The organism is Saccharothrix sp. ST-888 (assembly GCF_000955975.1).
Classification (GTDB): Bacteria; Actinomycetota; Actinomycetes; order Streptomycetales; family Streptomycetaceae; genus Kitasatospora.
Genome location: NZ_JYJF01000012.1, coordinates 67,840 through 90,255, shown reverse-complemented (window position 1 = coordinate 90,255; position 22,416 = coordinate 67,840). Strand labels below are relative to the sequence as shown.

Annotated in this window: 18 protein-coding genes, 1 pseudogene and 1 riboswitch; of the genes and pseudogenes, 12 read left to right on the top strand and 7 right to left on the bottom strand. The window is 73.3% G+C overall.

What is annotated here, in order from left to right:
- Window positions 1–271 precede the first annotated feature (271 nt).
- A complete protein-coding gene (locus UK12_RS07605; protein WP_082119401.1) occupies window positions 272–3,589 on the top strand; it encodes a bifunctional cytochrome P450/NADPH--P450 reductase in 3,318 nt (1,105 codons plus the stop codon).
- Window positions 3,590–3,642: 53 nt separating this feature from the next.
- Here UK12_RS07605 and UK12_RS07600 read toward each other — a convergent pair.
- A pseudogene (locus UK12_RS07600) lies at window positions 3,643–4,768 on the bottom strand (short-chain fatty acyl-CoA regulator family protein).
- Between the two features lie 162 nt (window positions 4,769–4,930).
- On the opposite strand from UK12_RS07600, the gene UK12_RS07595 reads away from it, so the two are divergent.
- Window positions 4,931–5,482, top strand: coding sequence for a GNAT family N-acetyltransferase (locus UK12_RS07595; RefSeq protein WP_045300956.1), 552 nt, complete (start codon window positions 4,931–4,933; stop codon window positions 5,480–5,482).
- A gap of 41 nt (window positions 5,483–5,523) precedes the next feature.
- Window positions 5,524–5,772: a ribosomal protein L7/L12 gene (locus tag UK12_RS07590; protein ID WP_045300955.1), complete on the top strand. Its 249-nt coding sequence runs from the start codon at window positions 5,524–5,526 to the stop codon at window positions 5,770–5,772.
- A 104-nt stretch (window positions 5,773–5,876) separates the two neighbouring features.
- On the opposite strand, the gene UK12_RS07585 is transcribed toward UK12_RS07590, so the two are convergent.
- From UK12_RS07585 to UK12_RS07560, 6 genes are all read right to left on the bottom strand, one after another.
- The gene (locus UK12_RS07585; RefSeq protein ID WP_197084635.1) at window positions 5,877–6,974 is read right to left on the bottom strand and encodes an ABC transporter substrate-binding protein; all 1,098 of its coding nucleotides are present in this window, start codon (window positions 6,972–6,974) and stop codon (window positions 5,877–5,879) included.
- A gap of 140 nt (window positions 6,975–7,114) precedes the next feature.
- Window positions 7,115–7,672 (bottom strand): ABC transporter permease, encoded by a 558-nt coding sequence (locus UK12_RS07580; protein WP_375937800.1) that lies wholly within the window; start codon window positions 7,670–7,672, stop codon window positions 7,115–7,117.
- A gap of 463 nt (window positions 7,673–8,135) precedes the next feature.
- Window positions 8,136–9,434 (bottom strand): MFS transporter, encoded by a 1,299-nt coding sequence (locus UK12_RS07575; RefSeq protein ID WP_156178591.1) that lies wholly within the window; start codon window positions 9,432–9,434, stop codon window positions 8,136–8,138.
- A complete protein-coding gene (locus UK12_RS07570) occupies window positions 9,431–10,240 on the bottom strand; it encodes an LLM class F420-dependent oxidoreductase (RefSeq protein ID WP_045300954.1) in 810 nt (269 codons plus the stop codon). The genes UK12_RS07575 and UK12_RS07570 overlap by 4 nt, the downstream gene beginning before the upstream one ends.
- A 109-nt stretch (window positions 10,241–10,349) precedes the next feature.
- Window positions 10,350–11,369, bottom strand: a complete 1,020-nt coding sequence (locus tag UK12_RS07565) for a zinc-dependent alcohol dehydrogenase (RefSeq protein WP_045300951.1) — start codon at window positions 11,367–11,369, stop codon at window positions 10,350–10,352.
- 160 nt (window positions 11,370–11,529) lie between these two features.
- Window positions 11,530–12,177 carry a DUF402 domain-containing protein gene (locus UK12_RS07560; RefSeq protein WP_045300949.1) on the bottom strand — a complete coding sequence of 216 codons (648 nt, stop codon included), beginning with the start codon at window positions 12,175–12,177 and terminating at the stop codon, window positions 11,530–11,532.
- A gap of 350 nt (window positions 12,178–12,527) precedes the next feature.
- Window positions 12,528–12,658: riboswitch (FMN riboswitch) on the top strand.
- A gap of 284 nt (window positions 12,659–12,942) precedes the next feature.
- Here UK12_RS07560 and ribB point away from each other — a divergent pair.
- The 9 genes from ribB (at window position 12,943) to UK12_RS07515 (ending at window position 22,398) form a co-directional block, all read left to right on the top strand.
- Window positions 12,943–13,623 (top strand): 3,4-dihydroxy-2-butanone-4-phosphate synthase, encoded by a 681-nt coding sequence (ribB, locus tag UK12_RS07555; protein ID WP_082119399.1) that lies wholly within the window; start codon window positions 12,943–12,945, stop codon window positions 13,621–13,623.
- Between the two features lie 222 nt (window positions 13,624–13,845).
- The gene (locus UK12_RS07550) at window positions 13,846–14,088 is read left to right on the top strand and encodes a phosphopantetheine-binding protein (RefSeq protein WP_045300947.1); all 243 of its coding nucleotides are present in this window, start codon (window positions 13,846–13,848) and stop codon (window positions 14,086–14,088) included.
- A 3-nt stretch (window positions 14,089–14,091) separates the two neighbouring features.
- Complete coding sequence (locus UK12_RS07545; protein ID WP_045300945.1) at window positions 14,092–15,348, top strand: hypothetical protein; 1,257 nt, start codon at window positions 14,092–14,094, stop codon at window positions 15,346–15,348.
- 90 nt (window positions 15,349–15,438) lie between these two features.
- Window positions 15,439–16,704, top strand: a complete 1,266-nt coding sequence (locus tag UK12_RS07540; protein WP_045300943.1) for an MFS transporter — start codon at window positions 15,439–15,441, stop codon at window positions 16,702–16,704.
- Between the two features lie 10 nt (window positions 16,705–16,714).
- Window positions 16,715–17,584 carry an isocitrate lyase/phosphoenolpyruvate mutase family protein gene (locus tag UK12_RS07535; protein WP_045300941.1) on the top strand — a complete coding sequence of 290 codons (870 nt, stop codon included), beginning with the start codon at window positions 16,715–16,717 and terminating at the stop codon, window positions 17,582–17,584.
- 43 nt (window positions 17,585–17,627) lie between these two features.
- Window positions 17,628–18,449, top strand: a complete 822-nt coding sequence (locus tag UK12_RS07530; protein ID WP_045300939.1) for a transketolase — start codon at window positions 17,628–17,630, stop codon at window positions 18,447–18,449.
- Entirely contained in the window at window positions 18,433–19,365 is a 933-nt protein-coding gene (locus tag UK12_RS07525; protein WP_045300937.1) for a transketolase family protein, read from the top strand. Before UK12_RS07530 ends, UK12_RS07525 begins: the two co-directional genes overlap by 17 nt.
- Window positions 19,362–21,101, top strand: a complete 1,740-nt coding sequence (locus UK12_RS07520) for a thiamine pyrophosphate-binding protein (RefSeq protein ID WP_045300935.1) — start codon at window positions 19,362–19,364, stop codon at window positions 21,099–21,101. Before UK12_RS07525 ends, UK12_RS07520 begins: the two co-directional genes overlap by 4 nt.
- Window positions 21,094–22,398, top strand: coding sequence for a condensation domain-containing protein (locus UK12_RS07515; protein ID WP_045300933.1), 1,305 nt, complete (start codon window positions 21,094–21,096; stop codon window positions 22,396–22,398). The genes UK12_RS07520 and UK12_RS07515 overlap by 8 nt, the downstream gene beginning before the upstream one ends.
- Window positions 22,399–22,416 lie beyond the last annotated feature (18 nt).

Here is a 22,416-nt window from a genome sequence, read left to right as displayed (position 1 = left end):
CACCGCCGCTGCCCACCGCCGCTGCCCACCGCCGCTGCCCACCGCCGCTGCCCACCGCCGCTGCCCACCGCCGCTGCCCACCGCCGCTGCCCACCGCCGGGCCGATACACCCTCGGAGCCGGGCACCACAAGCCCGACACTCCCGAGGTCACTACACGATCATGTAGGACGAGTGGACCACGCGGAACCCCCGCTGCGCCAGGGTGGACGCAGTCGCCCGCACCGTGGCGGCGGTAGTCCGGAATCCCTGACTTCGGAGGGCGGTCCACCCATGACCGAGACCCTGCTTCCCCCGCGGACCGGCAGCGGCGACGGCGACCCCGTCACCGACGCCCCGGTCGTCGGCACTCCCGCCGTCGACTCCCCCGGCCTCGGTGTTCCCGTCGTCGACATCTCCGCCGCGGGCCCGACCGACACGCCGGTCCTGCGGCACATGGAGCTGGCCCGGCGGCACGGTCCGGTCTTCGTGCAGCGCCTGCACGGCCGCGACACCCTGTTCGTCAGCAGCCTGGACCTGGTCACCGAACTGGCCGACGAGCAGCGGTTCAGCAAGTCGGTGGGCCCCGCGCTCGTGAACGTCAGGGAGTTCACCGGCGACGGTCTGTTCACCGCCTACAACGACGAGCCGAACTGGGCCAAGGCGCACGACATCCTGATGCCGGCCTTCGCCCTGGGATCCATGCGCACCTACCACCCGGTGATGCTGACGGTCGCCCGCCGACTGCTGGACTCCTGGGACCGCCGGGCGGCGACCGGCGCTCCGGTGGACGTGCCCGAGGACATGACCCGGATGACCCTGGACACCATCGGGCTGGCCGGGTTCGGGTTCGACTTCGGCTCCTTCGACCGTGACCGGCCGCACCCCTTCGTCAGCGCGATGGTGCGCTGCCTGGACTGGGCGATGACCCGGCTCGGCCGCGACCCCGGCCTCGACCAGAGCGAGCGCGACGCGGCGATGCGCGCCGACGCGGCCTACCTCGTCTCGGTGGTCGACGAGGTGATCGCCACGCGCACCGCCGCCGCCACCGGGGCCGGAGCCGGAGCCGGGGCTGGCTCCGGCGGCCAGGCCCAGGATCTCCTCGGGCTGATGCTCAGCGCGACCCACCCCGGCGACGGCACCACCCTGGACCTGGAGAACATCCGCAACCAGGTGATCACCTTCCTGATCGCCGGGCACGAGACCACCTCCGGCACCCTGGCGTTCGCCCTGCACCACCTGGTCAAGCACCCGGCCGTGCTGCGCCTGGTGCAGCGCGAGGTGGACCAGGTGTGGGGCGAAGACGCCGATGTGGAGCCCACGTTCGAGGACATCGGCCGCCTGCGCTACACCCGGCAGGTGCTGAACGAGACCCTGCGGCTGTGGCCCGCCGCTCCCGGATTCGGGCGCCAGGCGCGGCAGGACACCCTGCTGGGCGGCCGCATCCCGCTGCGGGCCGGGCAGAACGTCGCCGTGATGACCCCGATGCTGCACCGCGACCCCGCCTGGGGCGACAACCCCGAGCTGTTCGACCCCTCCCGGTTCACCCCGGAGGCGGAGGCGGCCCGCTCCCCGCACGCCTTCAAGCCGTTCGGCACCGGTGAACGCGCCTGCATCGGCCGCCAGTTCGCCCTGCACGAGGCCACCATGCTGCTCGGCATGCTCGTCCACCGGTACCGGCTGATCGACCACGCCGACTACCGGCTGAGTCTGAAGCAGTCGCTGACCATCAAGCCGGACGGCTTCACCCTCACCCTGGTTCCGCGTACCCCCGCCGACCGCGCCGCGTCCCGCACCGCCCTGCCCGCCGCCCACGCACCGGCCGACAACACACCGGGCGAGGCCGCCGCGCTGCCCACCCGCGTCCGGCCGGGCACCGGCCTGCTACTGCTGCACGGCTCCAACTACGGCACCTGCCGCGAGTTCTCCGCCCGACTCGCCCACACCGCAGCCGAGTTGGGCTGCGACACCGCCTCCGCCCCGCTCGACGACCACCGTGCCGTGCTGCCCACCGACCGGCCCGTCGTCATCACCGCCGCCTCGTACAACGGACAGCCGACCGACGACGCCGCCGCCTTCGTCCGATGGCTGGAGACGGCCGAGCCCGGTGCCGCGCAGGGCGTCAGCTACGCCGTCCTCGGCGTCGGCGACCGCAACTGGTCCGCCACCTACCAGCGCGTCCCCGCCTTCATCGACGAGCGGCTCGCCGCGCTCGGCGCCACCCGTCTGCTGGACCGGGCCGAGGCCGATGCGTCCGGTGATCTGGCGGGCAGCGTCAGAGCGTTCACCGCCGCGCTGCGCACCGCGCTGCTGACGCAGTACGGCGACCCGGCCACCGCAGGCGCCCAGGCCCGGCCCGAGCCGGAGGGCCCCGGCTACACCGTCACCGAGGTCAGCGGCCACCCGCTCGACGCCCTGGCCGCCCGGCACGGCCTGACGGCGATGACCGTCACCGAGACCGGCGGCCTCACCCACCCGGAGCATCCTCGGGTCAAGCGCCTGGTCCGCCTTGCGCTGCCCGAGGGCACGACCTACCGCACCGGGGACCACCTCACCGTGCTGCCCGCCAACGACCCCGTCCTCGTCGAACGTGCCGCCCGGCTGCTGGCCGCGGACCTCGACACCGTCCTCAACATCGTCCCCGGCCGCCCGCGCCGCGACGGTCTCGCCGTCGACCGGCCGCTGACCGTCCGCGAACTGCTCACCCACCACGTCGAACTGCAGGACCGCCCGGCCCCCGACCGGTTGACCACCCTGGCGGCCCTCAACCCCTGCCCGCCCGAACAGGCCGCCCTGCGCGCCCTCGCCGAGGACGCCGAGGCGCGGCGCGCCGACCACCGCAGCCTGCTGGACCTGGTCGAGGACCACCCGGCCCTGCGCACCGTCCTGACCTGGCCCGTCCTGCTGGACCTGCTGCCGCCGATCAGGCCCCGGCACTACTCGGTGTCGTCCTCCCCGGCCACCGACCCGGACCACGTCGACCTCATGGTCTCGCTGCTCCAGGCCCCGGCTCGCTCCGGCCGCGGCGACTACCGCGGTACCGGCTCCGGTTACCTGAGCACCGTGCGGCCCGGCGACACCGTGCTGGCCCGCGTCCAGCCGTGCCGCGAAGCCTTCCGGATCGACCACGGCGCCGACACCCCGGTGATCATGATCGCCGCAGGAACCGGACTGGCCCCCTTCCGCGGCGCCATCGCCGACCGCCGCGCCCGCCTGGCGGACGGGGCCGAGAACTCCCGACTCGCCCCGGCCCTCTGCTACTTCGGCTGCGACGCCCCCGACGCCGACTACCTGTACGCCGCCGAACTGCACGCGGCCGAGCGGGCCGGGGCGGTCTCGATGCGTCCCGCCTTCAGCGCAGCTCCCGTCGAGGGCCGGCGCTTCGTGCAGGACCGCGTCGCCGCCGATGCCGACCGGGTGTGGGGGCTGCTGAACGCCGGTGCCCAGGTCTACGTCTGCGGCGACGGCGCCCGGATGGCGCCCGGCGTCCGCGACGCGTTCCGGACGCTGTACCTGAAGCGCACTCCCGGCGCCGACCGCACCGGCGCCCACGACTGGCTGCAGAGCCTGATCGCGCAGGGCCGCTACGTCGAGGACGTCTACGGCGGCTGACCCACCAGCCCCGCCCCGGCCCGTCCCCCTGACCCCGGTCGGCCAGCCGGCCGTCAGCGCCCCGCCTCCGGGCGGACCGGGTACGGGACGAAGGTGCTGGCGTGCTCGTCGACCAGCAGCGGGCGGCCGAGCTGCGGTGCGGCCCGCTGGGGGCAGGCCGGGCGTTCGCAGACCTTGCAGCCGAGGCCGATCGGGGTGGCCGCCGACTCGTCGGCGAGGTCGAGCCCGGCGGAGTACACCAGCCGTGCGGCGTGGCGCAGTTCGCAGCCGAGGCCGATGGCGAAGCTCTTGCCGGGCCGGCCCCAGCCGCCCGGGGAGCGGGTGACGGCACGGGCGGTCCACAGGTAGCGCTGCCCGTCCGGCATGGCGGCCACCTGGACGTGCACCCGGCCCGGGGGCGGCGAACGCCTCGTAGACGTTCCACAGCGGGCAGGTGCCGCCGGTCCGGGAGAAGTGGAAGCCGGTGGCGGACTGCCGCTTGGAGACGTTCCCGGCCCGGTCGACCCGGACGAAGGAGAACGGCACCCCGCGCAGCCCGGGGCGCTGCAGGGTGCTCAGGCGGTGGCAGACGGTCTCGTAGCCGACGCCGAAGTGGTCGGCGAGGCGTTCGATGTCGTACCGGGTCGCCTCGGCCTGCGCGTGGAACGCCCGGTACGGCAGGATCAGGGCGGCGGCGAAGTAGCCGGCGTCCACGCCGACGGTCTCGGTGAGCCGCAGCAGCACCGGGACGGTCAACGGCCGGGCCTCGTGCTCCAGTTGGTTGAGGTAACTCGGCGACAGCTCGATCAGGCGGGCCAGCGCGGCCTGGCTGAGCCCGCGTTCCTCCCGCAGCCGCCGCAGCCGTGCCCCGGCCAAGGTCCTTCCCACGACAACCGCCCCCGTTCCACTCGGAGCCCCCGTAGCGACCCGCCCCCGGCGCCCCGATGTGCTTGCCCGGCAGCATAGCGAGGCACCGCCGGACCGCGTCTTCGCAACCTTCGCGGATTCACCGCGAACGGTCCGCAGAACTTGGCATCCGAGCGTCGCTGACGGCACGTGGGGAGCCTGCCCGACGCGGCGCCCCGACCGGGCGAGGCCCACCGGACGGCCCCAACCACCAGGCGCAGCAGGCCCGGTGGCCGGCCACCCGGGACGCGGCGTCCGGCGGTCGCACGCCGCTGACCGGCGCCGCCCGGCCATGCGCCCGCCCTGCGGGGTGAGTGGCATCACATCCTTCGCAACGGTCGGGGCGCTCTCCCCAGCGCACACCGCGTCGGCGGCGGCGCAGGCCGCCCCGGCCGCCCCGGCGAGCAGCGGTAATCGGGTTGCGGGCCGCACCGTGGCGGGTGCGAGGATCACCGTATGGAGCACATCATCAGAGCCGTACGGGACGAGGACTGGCCCAAGGCCAAGGAGATCCGGCTGGCCGCGCTGCGCGACCCGCTCGCGCACCTCGCCTTCATCGAGACGGCGGAGCAGGCCGCCGCCAGGCCCGACGAGTTCTGGCAGGACCGGGTCGCGGGTGCCGCGGCAGGCGTCCTCGCCCGGCAGTTCGTCGCGGAGGCGGCGGACGGCCGGTGGCTCGGCACCATCTCCGTGCTCGTCGAACGACCGGGTGAGGCGGCCGTGTTCGGGCAGGCTCCGAAGGTGGCGCAGACGCACCTCGTCGGAGTCTTCGTCCGGCCCGAGGCGCGCGGCACCGGCATCGCCGAGGAACTCGTCCGGGCCGCCCTCGCCTGGTCCTGGGCGCTGCCCGAGCCCCGCGTCGAGCGGGTACGCCTCTATGTGCACCAGGACAACTCCCGGGCGGAGGCGCTGTACCGCAAGGCCGGCTTCGAGCGGACCGGGGTCTTCGAAGCCGACCCGGCCCAGCCCGGCCTGCTGGATTTCGAGCTCGCCGTCCCCAGGCACTGACCCCCGCGCTCCCGGACCGCAGGGGCCGCTAGGGTGCTGGCATGGAACCCATGGACGATGCGGAACTCTCCCAGCGACTGGCCTCGATCGAGTCGAAGCTCGACACGATCCTGAGCTACCTCGGCCTCAGCCACCCCCTGCCGGCCACGGACCCGCGGCAGATGCCCGAGGTGATGCAGCACGTCCAGGCCGGCAAGAAGATCCAGGCCATCAAGGTCTACCGCGAGCGCACCGGCTTCGGCCTGAAGGCGGCCAAGGACGCCATCGACGCCGCCGCCGCACGCCGCTGACGGCCGGTCGGCGGCCGACCGTCAGCGGCGCGGCCGAGACCGTTCCGGAAGCGCGGGGCGCTCCCGGAACGGTCTCGGCTGCTTCTGGGCGCCGAAGCAGCGGATCAGGGCAGGTAGCTGTTGCTGTACGCGTCGGTGGCGGTCACCGGCTTGTCCAGCAGGCCCTGCTCCTTCATGAAGGACGCCATCTTGTCCCAGGTCGCCGCGTCGTTGAGCCCCGGCTTGCCGGAGGCCGGGGTCTGCATCAGCGGCACGGTGGCCTTCAGCACGGCGAGCGCGGAGGCCTGCTGCTTCTGGTCGTTCATCCCGGGGATGTAGGTCTTGCTGATCGACACCGCCTCGTCGGGGTGCTCCACGGTGTACTGCACACCGCGCAGGGTGGCCGCGACGAACTTCTTCACGTCGTCGCCGTGCTGGTCCAGGGTGGTCTTGGTCGCCCCCAGTCCGGCCGCCACCAGCGGGAGCGCCGCCGCGCCGCCGGTGCCCTCCACCGGTCGCACCGCCACGCCGGCCTGCTCGAACTGGACCGCGTCGTTGTTGAGGTAGCCCATCACCGCGTCCACCTTGTGGCCGGCCAGCGCGGCCTGCTGAGTGAAGCCGATGTTCTGGACGCTGACGTCCTTGGTGGTGAGCCCGGCGGACTTCAGCAGCGCGAGCAGGCCGAAGTAGGTCTCGCCGTAGGGGCCGGGGGTGCCGACGCTGTGGCCGCGCAGGTCCTCGACCTTGTGGATCGGGGAGTCCTGCGGCACTAGCATCGCCACCGGGTAGGTGTGGTAGAGCGAGGCGATGTCCACCACCGGCACACCCTTGGCCCGGCCCTGGAGCATCTCGTCGCCACCGGCGTAGACGATGTCCTCCTTGCCGGCGGTCAGACCGCCGAAGAGGTCGTCCGTGAAGCTGTGGTGACGGAGGGTCACCTTCAGCCCGGCGTCCTTGTAGAAGCCCTTGCTCTCGGCCACGTAGAAGGGCGCGAACTGGATGTTCGGGATGTAGGTGAGCCCCACCGTGAGGCTCTGGCCGCCGCCCTTGTCGTCCGACGACTTCGCGGCGGTGGGGTCGGAGGCGCAGGCCGAGAGCACCGCGCTGCCCACCAGGACGAGGGCAACCGCTCCCGCCCGGGCCCGGGCGGCCCGTGAGACCGACCCGGGGCGCGGGTCCGAGCCCGAGCCCGACGACCGTCCGCTGATCTTTCGCATGCGCATTCGCGTCCTGTTCCTCTAGGTGCCGTGCATTCTTCGAAAGGACCGGAGGGACGGGGCCGCACGGCCGCCCTCCGGTGATCCGCGCCGGCCCCGGGGCCCGGGGCCGGCGCACGCTCGTCGGGCCGGGACCCGACGGCTCGTCAGCGGTCCACCCGCAGCTCGACCAGGCGCACCGCGCCGTAGGTGCCGGCGGCCAGCAGCGTGAGGGTCAGCAGCGAGACGAAGAGCCCGGTGGAGTCCGCCTGGCCGCGCTGCACCGCCAGCAGCTGTCCCAGTCCCTCGCCGCCCATCACGAACTCGCCCACCACCGCTCCGGTGATCGACAGGGTGCAGCCGGTGCGGACCCCGGCCAGCACGCTCGGCAGCGCGAGCGGGAACTCGATGTGGCGCAGCATCCCCCAGTGGCCCACCCCGTCGACCCGGGCCGCGTTCAGCACCTCGGGGTCGAGCTCCCGCAGCCCGAGCATGGTGTTCACCAGCATCGGGAAGAAGACCAGCAGCGCGCAGAGGATGGCGATGGGCAGCAGCCCGTACCCCACCCAGATGGCGAGCAGCGGCGCGAGTGCCACCGCCGGCACCGCCTGCGAGGCCGCGAGGTACGGCTGGAGGGCGCGGGCCGCGATCGTGCTGCGGGCCATCAGGTAGCCCAGCGGAACGGCCGCCGCGATGCCCAGCGCACTGCCGGCCAGGCTCTCCAGGACCGTCTGCCAGGTGTAGTCGAGCAGCGATCCGTGGGCCACCGCGTCGACGAACGCCTGCGCCACGGTACCCGGTGCCGGCAGGAAGAAGGCCGAGACCGCCCCGGTCGCGGTCACCGCCTCCCAACTGCCCAGCAGCAGCAGGCCGAACACCAGCGGCGGCAGCACGGCGGCCGCCCGCCCGGCCGGGCGCCGGGCCGCCGCCGCTCTCGCGGGCCGACCGGTCCCGGCTGCGACCGCCGTCGCTCGCGGGATGCGTGTCATGCTCTCCGGCTGTGGCACAGCTGCTCCGTTCGTTTCCCGTGCGGTGTTCTGGGGTGCGGTGGGGTGAGGCTTCCGCGTGCGGTGAGGCTTCCGCGTGCGGTGAGGCTTCCGCGTGCGGTGAGGCTTCCCCGTGCGGTGCGGTTGATCCGGCCGGCCGGTCGGGCGGGGCCGCCGGTGGTGGCAGGCCGGGTGTGCGGTGTCATGTCGCCCCGGACGAGCGCCGCAGCAGGAGCGTGACGGCACAGACCAGCACGGCTCCTGCGGCGAGGGCCAGCCAGCCTGCGGTGGTGCCGGTGGCGGTGACCACCGCGATGCCCACCGGCGGACCGGCCGCCGTTCCCGCGCTCCAGGCGAGCGAGGACAGCGCGCTGCCCCGGCCGAGCGAGGCCGGGCCGGACAGCCGGACCAGCAGCGGGAAGAACGCCGAGGAGTAGGCGATCTCGCCGAGCGCGAAGAGCGTCGCGAAGGCGACCAGCAGCGCGGTGCGGACCGGGCCGCTGCCGGCGGCCGTCGCCAGTGCCCCGGCGCCGAACGCCGCGCACCACAGGACCGGTGCCGCGACCAGCGCGGTCGCCTCCACCAGCCGTTCCAGGCGCGCGCCGACCGGGTGTTGGAGCACCAGCAGCGCGAAGGCGTTGCAGGCCGTCACCGCGCTGACCCCGGTCAGGCCGATGCCCATGCCGTGGTGCAGCAGCAGCGGGACGGTGGCCTCGATCTGGGTGAATCCCGCTGCCGCCAGCAGCGCCTGACTGACCAGCAGCAGGGCGAGCGGGCGGCTGCGCAGCAGTTCGCGGTAGCGGTCACCGCCCTGCGGTGCCGCCTCGGGCCGGGGGTCGGCCGGACGGGCGCGGCGCCGCCGGTGCACCACGAGGAAGACCGCGGTCAGCGGCAGCGAGCCGGCGGCGCTCACCTCGTACAGCACCCGCAGCGTCGCCGCCGAGCGGGCGGCGTCCGCGACCAGCAGGCCGCCGGCGGCGGCCCCGAGTCCCATGCCCACGTTGGTCATGACGTGCCGCAGGACGAAGGCACGGCGCTGCCGGGCGGCCGGGACCAGGGCGGTGACCACCCCGGTGATCGCCGCGTACTGCAGGCCGTAGCCGATGCCCGCGAGCACGCCGGAGGCCAGCACCGGGGCGCTGCCGTGCGCCACGCCGAGCAGCGCGTAGGCGAGCACCAGGGCGGACGTGCCGACGGCGCCGACCGGGGCCGCGCCGCCCCGGTCGGCCCTGGGGCCGCCGATCACGGCGGCGGCGCACCCGGCCACCGCCATGGCGACGAAGTACCGGCCGGCGCCCGAACCGCCCAGCCCCAGCTGGTCGCTGATGTAGATGCTGGTCAGCGGGAAGATCAGGCCGATACCGGCACTGGACACCAGCAGACCGGCCATCAGGGCGTGGAACAGGCCGCCGAGGCGCTCCGCCGTCGGCTCGGTCCCGGGCGGCGGGGTGCCGCCCGGGGTGGTACCGCGCTCCCGGCCGGTTCGCCGGGTACGGCTCACTTCGCCGCCAACGCGTCGCGCAGGTCGAGGAGTTCGCGGACGGGAGCGAGGTCGAAGGGGCCGGGGACGGAGACGATGATCTCGGTGGCACCGGCCGCCGCGAAGTCGCCGGCCAGGCCGGTCTGCGGGACGTCGATCATGACGGTCCTGGCGATCTCACGGGGGTCGCGGCCGAGCCGCTCGCACCACTCGTCGAGCAGGCCGCTGCGCCGGCGGAACTCGGCCACCGGGTCCTCGGAGTTCCAGCCGTACCAGTTCCACATGTCGGCGTACCGGGCGACGGCCGCCAGGGTCCGCTTCTCGCCGCCGCCGCCGATCAGCAGCGGCAGCGGGCCGGCCGGCGGCGGGTTGAGGCGGCCAAGCCGGTCGCGGATCGCCGTCACCGCCGCCTCGAAGGCGTCGATCCGGGCGCCGGGGCCGGGGAAGGGGTAGCCGTACTCCTGGTGCTCCTGCTCGAACCAGCCGGCGCCGACGCCGAGCACCAGCCGGCCGCCGCTGAGCAGGTCGACCGTCCGGGCCTGGTCGGCGAGCAGGTGCGGGTTGCGGTAGGCGGTGCAGGTCACCAGCGAGCCGATGGTCGCCTGCCGGGTCTCCACCGCCATCGCGGCCAGCAGCGACCAGCACTCGTAGTGGGCGCCCTTCGGGTCACCGGTCTGCGGGATGAAGTGGTCCCAGGTCCACAGCGAGTCGACGCCGAGGGCGTCGGCCTCGCGCCAGGCGGCCCGCAGGTCCGCGAGATCGCAGTGCTGCGGGTGGAGTTGGGCGCCGATCCGGAGGGCGGGGCGGGTCGTGGGGGTGGTGGTCATCCGTGGTCTCCTGGTGCGGCCGTGCGGAAGGATTGGCTCGGGGCCTGCGGGCTGACTCTGCGGTGGGTGGGCCGACAGGGTCTGCGGCGCGGGCCGGCGGGAGGCGCGGTCAGCGCGGCTCGACGAAGACCCGGTAGGCCGGTGATCCGGAGCTCTCGGCCAACGCCTTCTCGACGTCGGCGAGTTCGTGGCGCGAGGTGACCAGCTGCGCCAGCCCCTCGGCGAGCACTCCGCCGCGCAGCAGGGCGGCGGCGGTCCGCCAGTCGGCGGGCTCCTGGCTGTAGGAGCCGGTGACGGTGAGCTGGCGGCGGTGCACCTCGTAGCCCGGCAGCGCGGCCTCGGGGGCGTCGTGGGAGCCGCCGAACAGCACGAGGCGGGCACCGTCGGCGGCCGCCTCGAAGGCGGTGGCGATCGCCTCCGCGGACGCGATGGTGACGAACACCACGTCGGCGCGCGGCAGTTCGGCGACCTCGGCGGGCGTCACCGCGTGGTCGGCACCGGCCGCGAGCGCGGCGGCCCGCCGTGCGGCGTCGGTCTCCACGACGGTGACCGTCCGCGCCTGGCGGTGCTGGGCGAGCAGCTGGTGGAGCCGGCCCATGAAGCCGCCGCCGACCACGGCGACCCGGTCGTCCGGGCGGAAGGCGGCCCGCCCGAAGGAGTGCACCACGCAGGCGAGCGGCTCGCCCATCGCGGCGTGCAGCGGGTCGGCGTCGCCGACCGGCCAGGCGTGCGCGGCCGGGACCTTGACGTACTCCGCCAGGCCGGCGCCCATGGTGATGCTGCCGTCGGGCAGTTGGCCGCCCTGCGGCGAGGCGCAGACGGCGCTGTTGCCGCCGCGGCAGCTGCGGCAGGCGCCGCACCGGGTGAGCAGGTCCAGGGTGACCAGGTCGCCGACGGCGGGCGCGTCCTCCAGGGTGGCCGCACGGGATCCCACCCGCTCGATCCGGCCGGAGACCTCGTGCCCGGCGGCCACCGGGTAGACCGGCATGGTCCCGGTGTAGAGCTTGGCCTCCATGGTGCACAGGCCGCAGGCGGAGATCCTGACCAGGACGTCGTCCTGGCCTATCTCGGGCAGCGGGGTCTCGCGGATCTCCACGGAACCGGGGGAGGTCACCAGTGCTACGCGCATCGGTCGTTCCTTTCGTGGTGCTGTGCTGTGCGGTGCGAGCGGTCCGGGGACCACCCTGGCGGCGTGGGGGGCCGCCGCACGCCGAGCCCGGGGCCCGCACGGCCGGCTGGTGCGGTCAAGCGGTGCGCGGGCCGTCCGGAGTCGGCGCTGCAGTCCTCGGTCAGTGGGCGGGCGCGCCGGAAGAGGCCCGCGCCTGGGGCACCGCCCAGTCGGCCGGGGGGCTCCAGCGCGACCAGTCCTGGTCCCACCAGGGCTCGCCCCGGTCCAGCAGGTCGGCGACCCGGGCCCCCTCGGCGCGGACGGCGGCGGCCTCCTCGGGCGTGAAACCGCCGCTGCGGGCGCGCTCCTCGAACTCCTCGACGTCCTTCCAGCGGTACGGGCCACCGTCGGCGGGTACCCAGAGGTCGAGCTCGTGGTCGAGGGTGTCGAAGCCCTCCGGCGTACGCCGGTACGGGTCCTGGAAGTTGACGTACCATCCGGAGAACTCGCCGGTCGCGTCGTCACGGAACACCCAGACGGCGTAGGCGTCGCCGGGGCGCTGGAGCTGGAGGACGCCGTGGCTGCGCCAGTGGTCGGCGACGTCGCGCCAGGGGTGCGGCCCCCAGCGGAAGGGGCCCTCGCCGAAGGTGAGCGGTGTGCCGCGGGCCAGGTACACCGCGAGCAGGTCGGAGCGGTCGGCGACGACGCGGACCGGGTAGCTCAACCAGGTCCTGCCGTCGAGGACTTCACGGCGCAGGACGACCTCTCCGGGCGCGAACCGGCCGGGTTCGCGGGCGTCGGCGCGGGCGCGGCCGCCGTCGGCGGGCATGGCTTCGCACAGTGTGGTTCGGACGTTCTCAGGCATTGGTGTGACTGCTCCCCCGTGTCGCACCCGGCTGACGCTCGGCAGTGGAGTGCCGACTCGCCGGAAGTACCGCCCTTTGCCCGTCAACCCCCTTCCCCGGCCTCAACATTCCGTTGAGTTCGAGGTCTTACTGACGGGTAGGCGGCGATGAACCGGATCGTAGTCACAGCCGGACGGCCCGGGCAAGCCCCCCGAACGGGGGAGTTGACACCCCCACCGATCGGCGCGTGACACAGGCCACACCACTCGGGATTTGCTGATGGCTTGTCAACATCGGGACGTGTATGCAAGGTTAACCAGAGTTATTACGACGTTTGCGCACTCCGGGGTCGGTGTAATTCCGAGCCGGCGGTTACAGTCCGCGACCCGACCGCAGCCAGCGGCCGGTTGACCAGGTGAAACTCCTGGACCGACGGTGAAAGTCCGGAAGGGAGGCAGTGCGCGGCGGGCAGGGTTTCCGATCTGTGCGAGCGTGCCGCCGGTCCTTTCGAACCGCGCCGTCCCGACGACCACGGTTCGCCACTCCCCTGCGCGCCCTTCCTCCCGTGCCCCGGCAGTCCGCGCTCCGAGCGCGAGGAGACCGATGGGCCGCCCGCCCGGCAGTACCGCTGCCGGCCCTTTCGCCCCGCCCGACCGGCCTCGCCCGGTCGACGGCCCGGGCCAGGCGTGGCACCCGTTGAGTTCGCGCTCCGCGACGAGTCCCTCCCATCGAACCGAAGGACCACGGGCATGACCACTGCCGATTCGATCACGCACCCGACCGCCCCGGACGAGTCGCCGCTCGATTCCATCGAGTACGCGGTCGCGGAGATCGCCGCGGGCCGAGCGGTCGTCGTCGTCGACGACGAGGACCGCGAGAACGAGGGCGACATCGTGTTCGCGGCCGAGCTGGCCACCACCGAGCTGGTCGCCTTCGCCATGAACGAATGCCGGGGCCTGCTCTGCGCCCCCATGCTCGGCGAGGACCTCGACCGGCTGGAGCTGGAGCAGATGGTCCGCCACAACAGCGAGAGCCACCGCACCGCCTTCACCGTCTCGGTCGACGCCAGAGCCGGCATCAGCACCGGCATCTCGGCCGCCGACCGGGCCCTCACCATCCGCCTGCTGGCCGATCCCGCCGCCACCCCGGACGACTTCGTGCGGCCCGGCCACGTGTTCCCGCTGCGCGTGCGCGAGGGCGGCGTGCTCGCCCGGGCCGGCCACACCGAGGCCGGGGCCGACCTGTGCCGGCTCGCGGGCCTGCGCCCGGCCGCGGCGGTCTGCGAGATCGCCAACGCCGACGGGACCATGGCGAGGCTTCCGGAGCTGCGCAACTTCGCCCGCCGGCACGGCCTGGCACTGATCTCCATCGCCGACCTGATCACCCATCTGAAGCACGCCGAGGGATTCGCCGAGGCGAGCGTGGCCTGACCCCGGCGGTCTGACCCCGGCGGCCCGCCCCGCCGGCGACCGAGCAGAGGCCCGGCCCGAACCGCCCGACGGCGGGGCGGAAGCCGGGGCCTCGGGCCGCCGTGCCCGCGTATCGATATGCGCTCGGGCGAATTCACCAGAAGTTCGAAAAAGCTTTGACAGTACGACAGCGAACATCTAATACTGATATGCGGTCACAAGCCGAAGGGGGATGATCAGATAATGTCCGACAAGGACGTCACCGAAACACTCAGGGAGATCTGGGAAGAGGTCCTCGGCATTCCCGTCGACGACGTCGACGCCGATTTCTTCGACCTCGGCGGGGATTCACTGCTGGCGCTCGCGATATCCACCCGCGCCATCGAGTCCGGCCTGACCATGCCGCGGTCGGCGGTCCTGCGCCGCAGCACGCTCAGGCAGCTCGCCGAGGCGGTCGAGGATCCCCAGCTGTTCGATCGCGTCTGACCCATGGCGATCGTCGTCGTTTACGACCAGGGCGCGGCCTCACCGCGCGACATCATCGGTCGGCTGGGCGGCTCGGAACCCGTGGTCGTCGCACTCGCACCGTCCGAACACGCCCAGCAGGTCGGGCCGTTGTTCGAGGAGAACTGCGCCGGCGTGGTGTCCCTGGCGGACACCGACGAGGCGGTCGTGGCCCTGCTGCGCCGGTACCCGGTCGAGGGCATCCTGACCTTCAGCGAACGCATGCTCCCCGACACCGCCAGACTCGCGGAGCTGCTCGGCCTGCCGTACAACTCCCCGGAAACGGTACGGGTGTTGACGGACAAGGCGGCCCAGCGCCGCTGCCTGCGGGAGGCGGGGGTGGACTCCGTCCGGAGCATGGTGGTCAGCACCCCCGAGGACTGGCCGGCCGCGCTGGCCCTGACCGGGCTGCCCGCCGTGGTCAAGCCGGTGCGCGGCGAGGGCAGCCGGAACACCGTCCGGGTGACCGACCCCGAGCACGGCGCCGCCGTGGTCGAGGAGTTCCTGCGGACCGAACCGGCCCTGGTCGTCGAGGAGTTCCTCCAGGGCGCCGACTGCGCGCCGTTCGGGGACTACGTCTCGGTGGAGAGCGCGGTCACCCCGGAGGGCAGCTGCCACTACGCCGTCTCCGGCAAGCTCCCGCTGGCACCGCCGTTCCGCGAGTCGGGCCAGTTCTGGCCCTCCCAACTGCCGCCGGAGCAGCAGGCCGAGGTGGTGTCGCTGACCGACCGCGCACTGCGCGCCCTGGGCGTCACCCACGGCCTGACCCACACCGAGATCAAGCTGACACCCGCAGGGCCGCGCCTGATCGAGGTCAACGGGCGGCTCGGCGGGGAGCAGGCCGAGCTGGCCAGACGCGCGGTGGGGCTCGACCTCGTCGCACTGGCGGGCGAGATCGCCCTCGGGCGGAGCGTCAACCTGAGCCCGGTCCGACCGGAGGGGGTCCACTTCCAGTACTACACACCGGGCCCGACCGCCCCGGCCAGAGTCGAACGCGTCGACGGCGCGGCCGCCGTCCGGGCGCTGCCCGGCATCACCGGCTACCGGCCGTCCGTGCGGCCCGGCACCGAGCTGGCGGGCGGGACCAGCACCACCCTGCTCGACCTGCTGTGCGGCTCGGCCGACGACCACCAGGGGATGACCGCACTGCTGGAACAGGCGGTCGACCGGCTGGCGTTCGAGTTCACCGTCGACGGGCGGCGGGTCCTGCGGACCGCCAGGGACTTGCTCACCAATCCCTAGGCCCCGCCCTCGCCGACCTCCAGGCCCCGCCCGGGCCCCCGTCTTTCTGACGATCAGTCACCTCCGTGTGCCACTACCCCGGGAAGACCCATGCCTACCCTCCGCACGGCCACCACCGGCCTTCTGCGAGACCTGATCCCGGCGCCCGGTGCCGAGCGCCGGATGGGCGTGCTCACGCTCGCCCAGTCACTCGGCACCGGCCTCTTCCTGACCTCCAGCGCGGTCTTCTTCACCAGGACCGTCGGCCTGTCCGCCGACAGCGTCTCGGTGGCCATGTCGATCGCCGGTCTGTGCGGCTTCCTCGCCACCATCCCGGGTGGCCGGGTCGCGGACCGGCTCGGCGCGCGCAGGCCGCTGGCGGCGAGCTACGCACTGCTCGCCGTGCTCTTCGTGGCGTACGGATTCGTCGGCCGGATCGGCGAGTTCACGATCGTCGCGTGCGCCATCGCGGTGTGCGAGACTGTCGGCAGCCCGCTGCGCGCGGCCCTGACCCACGCCCTGTTCGGTTCCGCACGGTCCGCGGGTGTGCGGGCCAGGATGCGCAGTCTGTACAACCTGGGCTTCACCGGCGGAGCGGCGCTGGCCGGTGCCGCACTCGCCACCGGTTCGCGGACCGCCTTCCTCCTGGTCCTCACCGCCAACGCGGCGCTCCAACTGCTCTGCGCCGTCCTCACCGTACGGCTTCGACCGGCCGGCCCCGAGGTGGCCAAGGCCGGGGCCGCGAGGTCCTGGGCGGCGTTCCGGGACGGCAGGTTCCTGCTGGCCACCGTGGTCAGCGGGGTGCTGGAGCTGTTCCAGCCGGTGCTCGCCGTCGGCGTGCCGCTGTGGGTCGTCAACCGGACCCATGCGCCGGTCGCCCTGGTGGCGGCACTGACCATCGTCAACACCGTGCTGGTGGTGCTGCTCCAGGTCGCCGCCAGCAAGGGCTCGGACACCGTGTCCGGCTCCGGCCGGCTGCTGTTGCGGGCCGGCCTGCTGATGGCGCTCGCCTGCGGCGTGTTCGCCGCCTCGGGCGGCGGCACCGGCACCACCTGGGCCGTCGTACTGCTCATCACCGGGACGGCCGTGATGACCCTGGGCGAGCTGGCCCAGTCGGCCGGCGGCTGGGGACTGTCCTTCACACTCCCGCCCGAGGGCCGGATGGGCGAGTACCAGGGCGTGTTCGGCCTCGGCCGGGGTCTCCAGCAGTTCTTCGGACCCGCGCTCGTCATCATGCTCCCGCTCGGCATGGGCACCGCCGGCTGGCTGATCCTGGCCACGGTGTTCCTGCTCGCCGGCCTCATCGCCCGGTGGGCCTTCGCCCGTGACGCTCCGTCGGAGCTGCCGGCCCACCCAACCCCCACTCCTTCACCGTAGGAACGCCACGTTGAGTCTGAACATTCACCCCAGCCACCCGTCGTTCCGCAGCGTCATGGCGGAGCACCCCCTCACCCGGATCGCCGGAGCGCACTCCGCGCTCGGCGGCGTGATCGCCGAACAGGTCGGCTTCCAGGCCGTCTGGGCCTCCAGCTTCGAGATCTCCGCCGCCCGGTGCCTCCCGGACGCCAGCCTCCTCAGCATGACCGACTACCTGGAGGCCGCGGCCAACATCCAGAAGGCGCTGACCGTTCCGGTGGTCGCCGACTGCGACACCGGCTTCGGCAACAGCATGAACGTGGCCTACATGGTCGCCGAGTACGAGCGGGCCGGCATCACCGCGGTCTGCATGGAAGACAAGATCTTCCCGAAGATGAACAGCTTCGCCGCGGCCGCCCACACCCTGCTCGACGCGGGCGACTTCGCCCACAAGATCGAGACCGCCAAGAAGGCCCAGCGCAGCGAGGACTTCTTCGTCATCGCCCGCACCGAGGCCATGATCAGCGGACTCGGCGTCGACGAGGCGCTCAAGCGCTGCACCACCTACGCCGACGCCGGCGCGGACGCCGTGCTGGTGCACTCGAAGAAGGCGACCAAGGACGAGGTCCTGGAGTTCCTGGAGCAGTGGGACAACCGGCTCCCGGTGGTGGTCGTGCCCACCACCTACCCCGACTGGCACGCCGACGAGGCCCACGCCGCGGGCGTCTCGGCCGTCATCTACGCCAACCAGGGGCTGCGCGCCACCATCACCTCGCTGCGGACCGCCCTCGGCTCGATCTACCAGACCGGGCACTCGGCCCACCTGGAGGACAGCATCGCCGAGGTCAAGGACGTCTTCGCGCTCCAGCGGCTGGGCCAGTGGCAGGAGTTCACGGCCTGACGGTCCCTCGTCCCCCCACTCTCACCACCGAAAGGATCAACTCTTGTCGTCGCAAGACGTGGCGCTGGTGCGCCGCCAGGCGGCACGGGCCCGAGCCCTCGCGCTGACCACCGTCAGCACAGCCGGAACCGGCCATATCGGAGCCGACCTGTCCGCCATGGACATCCTCTGCTCGCTGTACTTCAGCGTGCTGCGCGGCGGGCCCGAGGACCCGGACCGCGACCGCTTCATCCTCAGCAAGGCCCACGCGTCGGCCGCCATGTACAGCGTGCTCGCCCTCAAGGGCATCCTGCCCGAGGCCGAGCTGTCGACCTTCGGCGGCGCCGACTCCCGGCTGAGCACCGTGGTCTCCACCCGGGTGCCCGGCATCGAGTTCAACACCGGCTCGCTCGGCCACGGCCTGTCGCTGGGCGCGGGCGCCGCGCTCGCCGCCCGGGTGCAGGGCTCCGGGCGCCGCACCTTCGTGCTGACCGGGGACGGCGAGCTCCAGGAGGGCAGCAACTGGGAGGCCGCGATGCTGGCGGCGTCCCGCAAGCTGAGCAGCCTGGTGGTGGTCGTCGACCGCAACCTCGCCCAGAAGGGCGCCAGCACCGAGGACATCAACGCGCTGGAGCCGCTGGAGGACAAGTGGCGCTCCTTCGGCTGGGGCGTGCGGACCGTCGACGGCCATGACGTCGAGGCGCTGCTGGACGTCTTCCACGGGGCACCGCTGGAGGAGTCCAGGCCGACCTGCGTGATCGCCTCGACCGTCAAGGGCAAGGGCGTCTCCTTCATGGAGCGCAACCTCGAATGGCACAGCCGCCGGCTGACCCCCGACCTTCTCGACCAGGCACTCCGGGAGCTTGAGCATGGCATCGACGCCTGACTGCGCCACCGCCTTCTCGGCCGCGCTGCTCGAACTGGCGCGCACCGACGAGCGGATCTGCATCGTCAACAACGACTCCGCCGAGACCCACTCGGCCCTCGGCTTCCAGTCCGAGCTGCCCGACCGCTTCGTGGACGTCGGCATCGCCGAGCAGAACCTGGTCGGCGTCGCGATCGGCATGGCCAACGCGGGCCTGCGCCCGTTCGTCTACTCGGCCTCCTGCTTCATGGCCTCGCGGGCCCTGGAGCAGATCAAGAACGCCGCCTACACCAACGCCAACGTGGTGTTCTGCGGCTTCGTCAGCGGCCTGGCGTACGGGGCGCTCGGCGGCACCCACCACGCGGTCGAGGACCTCGCCTGGATGCGGGCCATCCCCCGGATGACGGTGCTGGCACCGGCCACCCCGGTGGACACCGTGGCCGCGCTGCGCGAGGCCCTGACCCACGACGGGCCGGTCTACATCCGGATCGTCAGCAAGCTGGACACGCCCGAGCTGTTCCCCGCCGACCACGGCTTCGCCTACGGCGGCTCGGAGCAGCTGCGGGAGGGCGAGGACGTCACCCTGGTCGGCACCGGTCTGCTCACCAGCCGCCTGGTGGAGGCCGCCGACCTGCTCGCGGCCGACGGCGTGCGCGCCGGCGTGCTGCACCTGGGCTCCGTCCAGCCGATCGACGCGGAGGCGATCGGCCGGGCCGCCGCCAGGACCGGCAGGCTCGTGGTGGCCGAGGACCACGTCCTCAACGGCGGTCTCGGCGGCGCGGTCGCCGAGACCGTGGTGCGCACCCACCCGGTGCCGGTGCTCCAGATCGGCGTGCCGAACGAGTACGCGCCGATCGGCCCGGCCGAGTTCCTGTACGAGCACTTCGGCCTGACCCCCCAGGGCATCGCCAAGCGGGTAAGGGAGTGGCTGGCATGACGGTGCGCGTGGCCGACTACGTGGCCTCCTACCTGCATGCCCTCGGCGTCCGCACCTGCTACAGCCTCTCCGGGACCGGCTCGATCCACCTCGACCAGGCCTTCGCCCAGCAGCCCGGTCTGGTGAGCATCTGCGCCCGGCACGAGACGGCGGCCGCGCTGATGGCGACCGGCGCGGCGAAGCTGACCGGCAGCCTCGGGGTGGCCCTGGTGACCAGCGGCCCCGGCGCGGTGAACGCGCTGGCCGGGCTGGTCGACGCCTACGCCGACGGCGTCCCGGTGCTGGTCGTCTCCGGTCAGGTCGAGACCCGGCACATGGACGACGGCGCCCGCTCGTTCGGCGTCCAGGGCTTCGGCGTGGTGAACAGCGCCCGCAGCATGACCAAGTACTCCGCCGTGGTGGAGCGCGCCGCCGACATCAAGGTGCACCTGGACGAGGCGGTCCGGCACGCCCTGGAGGGCCGCCCCGGCCCGGTCTGGCTGGACATCCCGCTCGACGTGCAGGCCGCGGCGATCGACCCGGACACCCTGCAGAGCGCCCTCCCCTCGACCGGGGAGCCGCGCGGGGCCGGGGCCCGGCAGACCGCCCGGCAGCTGATGACCATGCTGCGCTCCGCCGAGCGGCCGCTGATCGTGGCGGGGCAGGGCATCCGCCAGGCCGACGCGGTGAAGCCGTTCCGCGAGCTGGTCGAGCGGCTGGGGGTCCCGGTGGTGACCTCCCGGCTGGGCACCGACCTGCTGCCGTACGACTCGCCGTACTGCTTCGGGCAGGGCGGCATCCGCGGGCGGCTCTACCCCGGGCTGATCATGGGCCGCTCGGACCTGGTGATCTCGCTCGGCTCCAGCCTGTCCACCGCCTTCGTCGGTGAGGACGCCGATGCCTTCGACCCGGACGCCACCGTCGTCGCGGTCGACATCGACCCCTCGCAGCTGACCAAGAAGGGCGTCCGGGTGGACTTCCCGGTCTGCATGGACGTCGGCCGGCTGGTGGAGGCCCTCCAGGCGGAGGCCGCATCGGCGGTCGTCCCCGGCGCCCACCGGGACTGGCTGGCCGACTGCACCCGGCTCAAGCAGGCCCACCCGACGGTCGGCGAGAGCCGGCCGGGCGCGCCCATCAACTCCTACCGGTTCGTCGACCGGCTGGAGGCCCAGACCGGTCCTGACCACGTGTTCGTGGTGGACACCGGCAGCGCCTACTACGTGACCGGCCAGACCCTGGAGTTCACCGCCTCCCAGCGGGAGATCACCTCGGCGGCGTTCCTGAACATGGGCGCGGCGGTCCCGATGGCGGTCGGCGCGGCCTTCGCGCAGCCCGACGCCCAGGTGCTGGTGATCGTCGGCGACGGCGCGATCGAGCTGAACATCCAGGAGCTGGCGACCATCAGCCAGTACGGGCTGGCCATCAAGGTGTTCGTCCTCAACAACGGCGGCTACGCCTCCATCCGCGAGTCGCAGGCCGCGCTGTGCGAGGGCCCGGAGCTGCCGGAGCCCGAGACGCTGGACTTCCGGGCGGTCGCCACCGCGTTCCGGCTCCCCTACCGCACGCTGGCCCGGGTCGACACGCTCGACGGCGACATCGCCGCGGTGCTGGCCGAGCCCGGACCCGCACTGGTCGAGGTCGTCTGCGACCCCGACCAGCAGCTGCTGCGCCCGCTGCGGGCCGACGGCGGAGTCCGCGCCCATGACGGGGCGTCGGTCGTCCGGCTCGCCCCGGAGAGGGAGTTGAACCATGCGTGAGTCACTGCAGGCCTCCTGGAACCACCGCCACCGGCTGGGCCAGACCCGGGAGGACGCCGAGCGGGGGGTGTTCAACCCGCACCACAGCACCCTGCCGCTGAAGCTGCACGGCCCGCTGGACCTCGACGCGCTGAACCGCGCCTGGCACGCCATGCAGCGGCGCCACCCGGTGCTGCTGAGCGGGTTCGACACCGATGCGGCCCTGTGGCACGTCGGATCGGCGGAGCCGCAGGACGTGGTGCGGCTGGCGGCCGGCGCGAGCGAGGAGGACGACCTGGCGGCGGTCCACGCGGCCGTGATCGAACCGTTCGACCTGGACCACGGTCCGGTGTCCCGGCTGGTGGTGCTCCCCCGTTCGCCGGAGGAGACCTACTTCGCCATGGTCACCGAGCACCTGGTCAGCGACGGCTGGTCGCTGAACGTCCTGATCCGGGACTTGGCCGCGCTCTACGGGCGGGAGTCCGGCGCCCGGGTACCGGAGCTGCCGGCGATCGAGCTGCCGTTCCAGGAGTTCGTGCGGCGGCAGAACCTCGCCGTCGAGTCGGCGGCCGGCCAGGCCGCGCTCACCCGGGTGGCCGCCCGGCTGGAGGGCATCGGCGCGATCCCGGCCATGCCGATCGACGGGTTCACCGGCGCCTCGAACATCCGCTACGAGCAGTACGGGGAGTTCACCCGGCGACTGCCGCAGCAGCTCTGCCGCGACCTGGGCGCGGCGGCCCGCCCGCTGCGGATGACCGGGCTGAACCTCATGCACGCCGCGCTCCACCAGGCGCTGTTCCGGCTCTCCGGCCGGCCCACGGTCGCCACCACGCTCTCCACCGCCAACCGGGAGCTGCCCGGCCTGAACCACACCGCCGGCTGGTTCGCCAGCAAGACGGTGCTGGCCAGCGAGCCCGGCCGGTTCCCCGAGGCGCTCGACTACCTGCACCACTTCCGCGAGCGGGTCCTGCTCACCCTGGACGACAGCGACCTGCCGTGGCCGGCGCTGATCGACCGGATGGACCCGGAGGCGGTGGGCCGGCAGGCCAAGGTCCCGTACGTCACCTTCAACGCCCGCCCGATCGGCATGCGCCGGACGGTCGGCGAGATCGCCATCCCGGGCGTCCGGACCGCACCGCTGCGGGTCTCGGTGGGCTGGCACGACGCCGCCATCGCCACCTTCTGGGACGAGGACGAGGACGGGATCACCGTGTCGGTCATGTTCAAGACCGACTGGTACGCCGCCGCCGACGTGCTGGCGCTGTGGAACACCGTCGACACCCTGCTGCACCGGTGGGCCGCGGAGCTGCGCCCGTGACCGACGACCCCGGCCCCG

Bases quoted from the DNA above. Each gene is read 5' to 3' on its own strand.
- UK12_RS07605 (WP_082119401.1), top strand. From the start codon at position 272: ATGACCGAGACCCTGCTTCCCCCGCGGACCGGCAGCGGCGACGGCGAC.
- UK12_RS07595 (WP_045300956.1), top strand. From the start codon at position 4,931: ATGGAGCACATCATCAGAGCCGTACGGGACGAGGACTGGCCCAAGGCC.
- UK12_RS07590 (WP_045300955.1), top strand. From the start codon at position 5,524: ATGGAACCCATGGACGATGCGGAACTCTCCCAGCGACTGGCCTCGATC.
- UK12_RS07585 (WP_197084635.1), bottom strand. From the start codon at position 6,974: ATGCGCATGCGAAAGATCAGCGGACGGTCGTCGGGCTCGGGCTCGGAC.
- UK12_RS07570 (WP_045300954.1), bottom strand. From the start codon at position 10,240: ATGACCACCACCCCCACGACCCGCCCCGCCCTCCGGATCGGCGCCCAA.
- UK12_RS07565 (WP_045300951.1), bottom strand. From the start codon at position 11,369: ATGCGCGTAGCACTGGTGACCTCCCCCGGTTCCGTGGAGATCCGCGAG.
- UK12_RS07560 (WP_045300949.1), bottom strand. From the start codon at position 12,177: ATGCCCGCCGACGGCGGCCGCGCCCGCGCCGACGCCCGCGAACCCGGC.
- ribB (WP_082119399.1), top strand. From the start codon at position 12,943: ATGACCACTGCCGATTCGATCACGCACCCGACCGCCCCGGACGAGTCG.
- UK12_RS07550 (WP_045300947.1), top strand. From the start codon at position 13,846: ATGTCCGACAAGGACGTCACCGAAACACTCAGGGAGATCTGGGAAGAG.
- UK12_RS07545 (WP_045300945.1), top strand. From the start codon at position 14,092: ATGGCGATCGTCGTCGTTTACGACCAGGGCGCGGCCTCACCGCGCGAC.
- UK12_RS07540 (WP_045300943.1), top strand. From the start codon at position 15,439: ATGCCTACCCTCCGCACGGCCACCACCGGCCTTCTGCGAGACCTGATC.
- UK12_RS07525 (WP_045300937.1), top strand. From the start codon at position 18,433: ATGGCATCGACGCCTGACTGCGCCACCGCCTTCTCGGCCGCGCTGCTC.
- UK12_RS07520 (WP_045300935.1), top strand. From the start codon at position 19,362: ATGACGGTGCGCGTGGCCGACTACGTGGCCTCCTACCTGCATGCCCTC.
- UK12_RS07515 (WP_045300933.1), top strand. From the start codon at position 21,094: ATGCGTGAGTCACTGCAGGCCTCCTGGAACCACCGCCACCGGCTGGGC.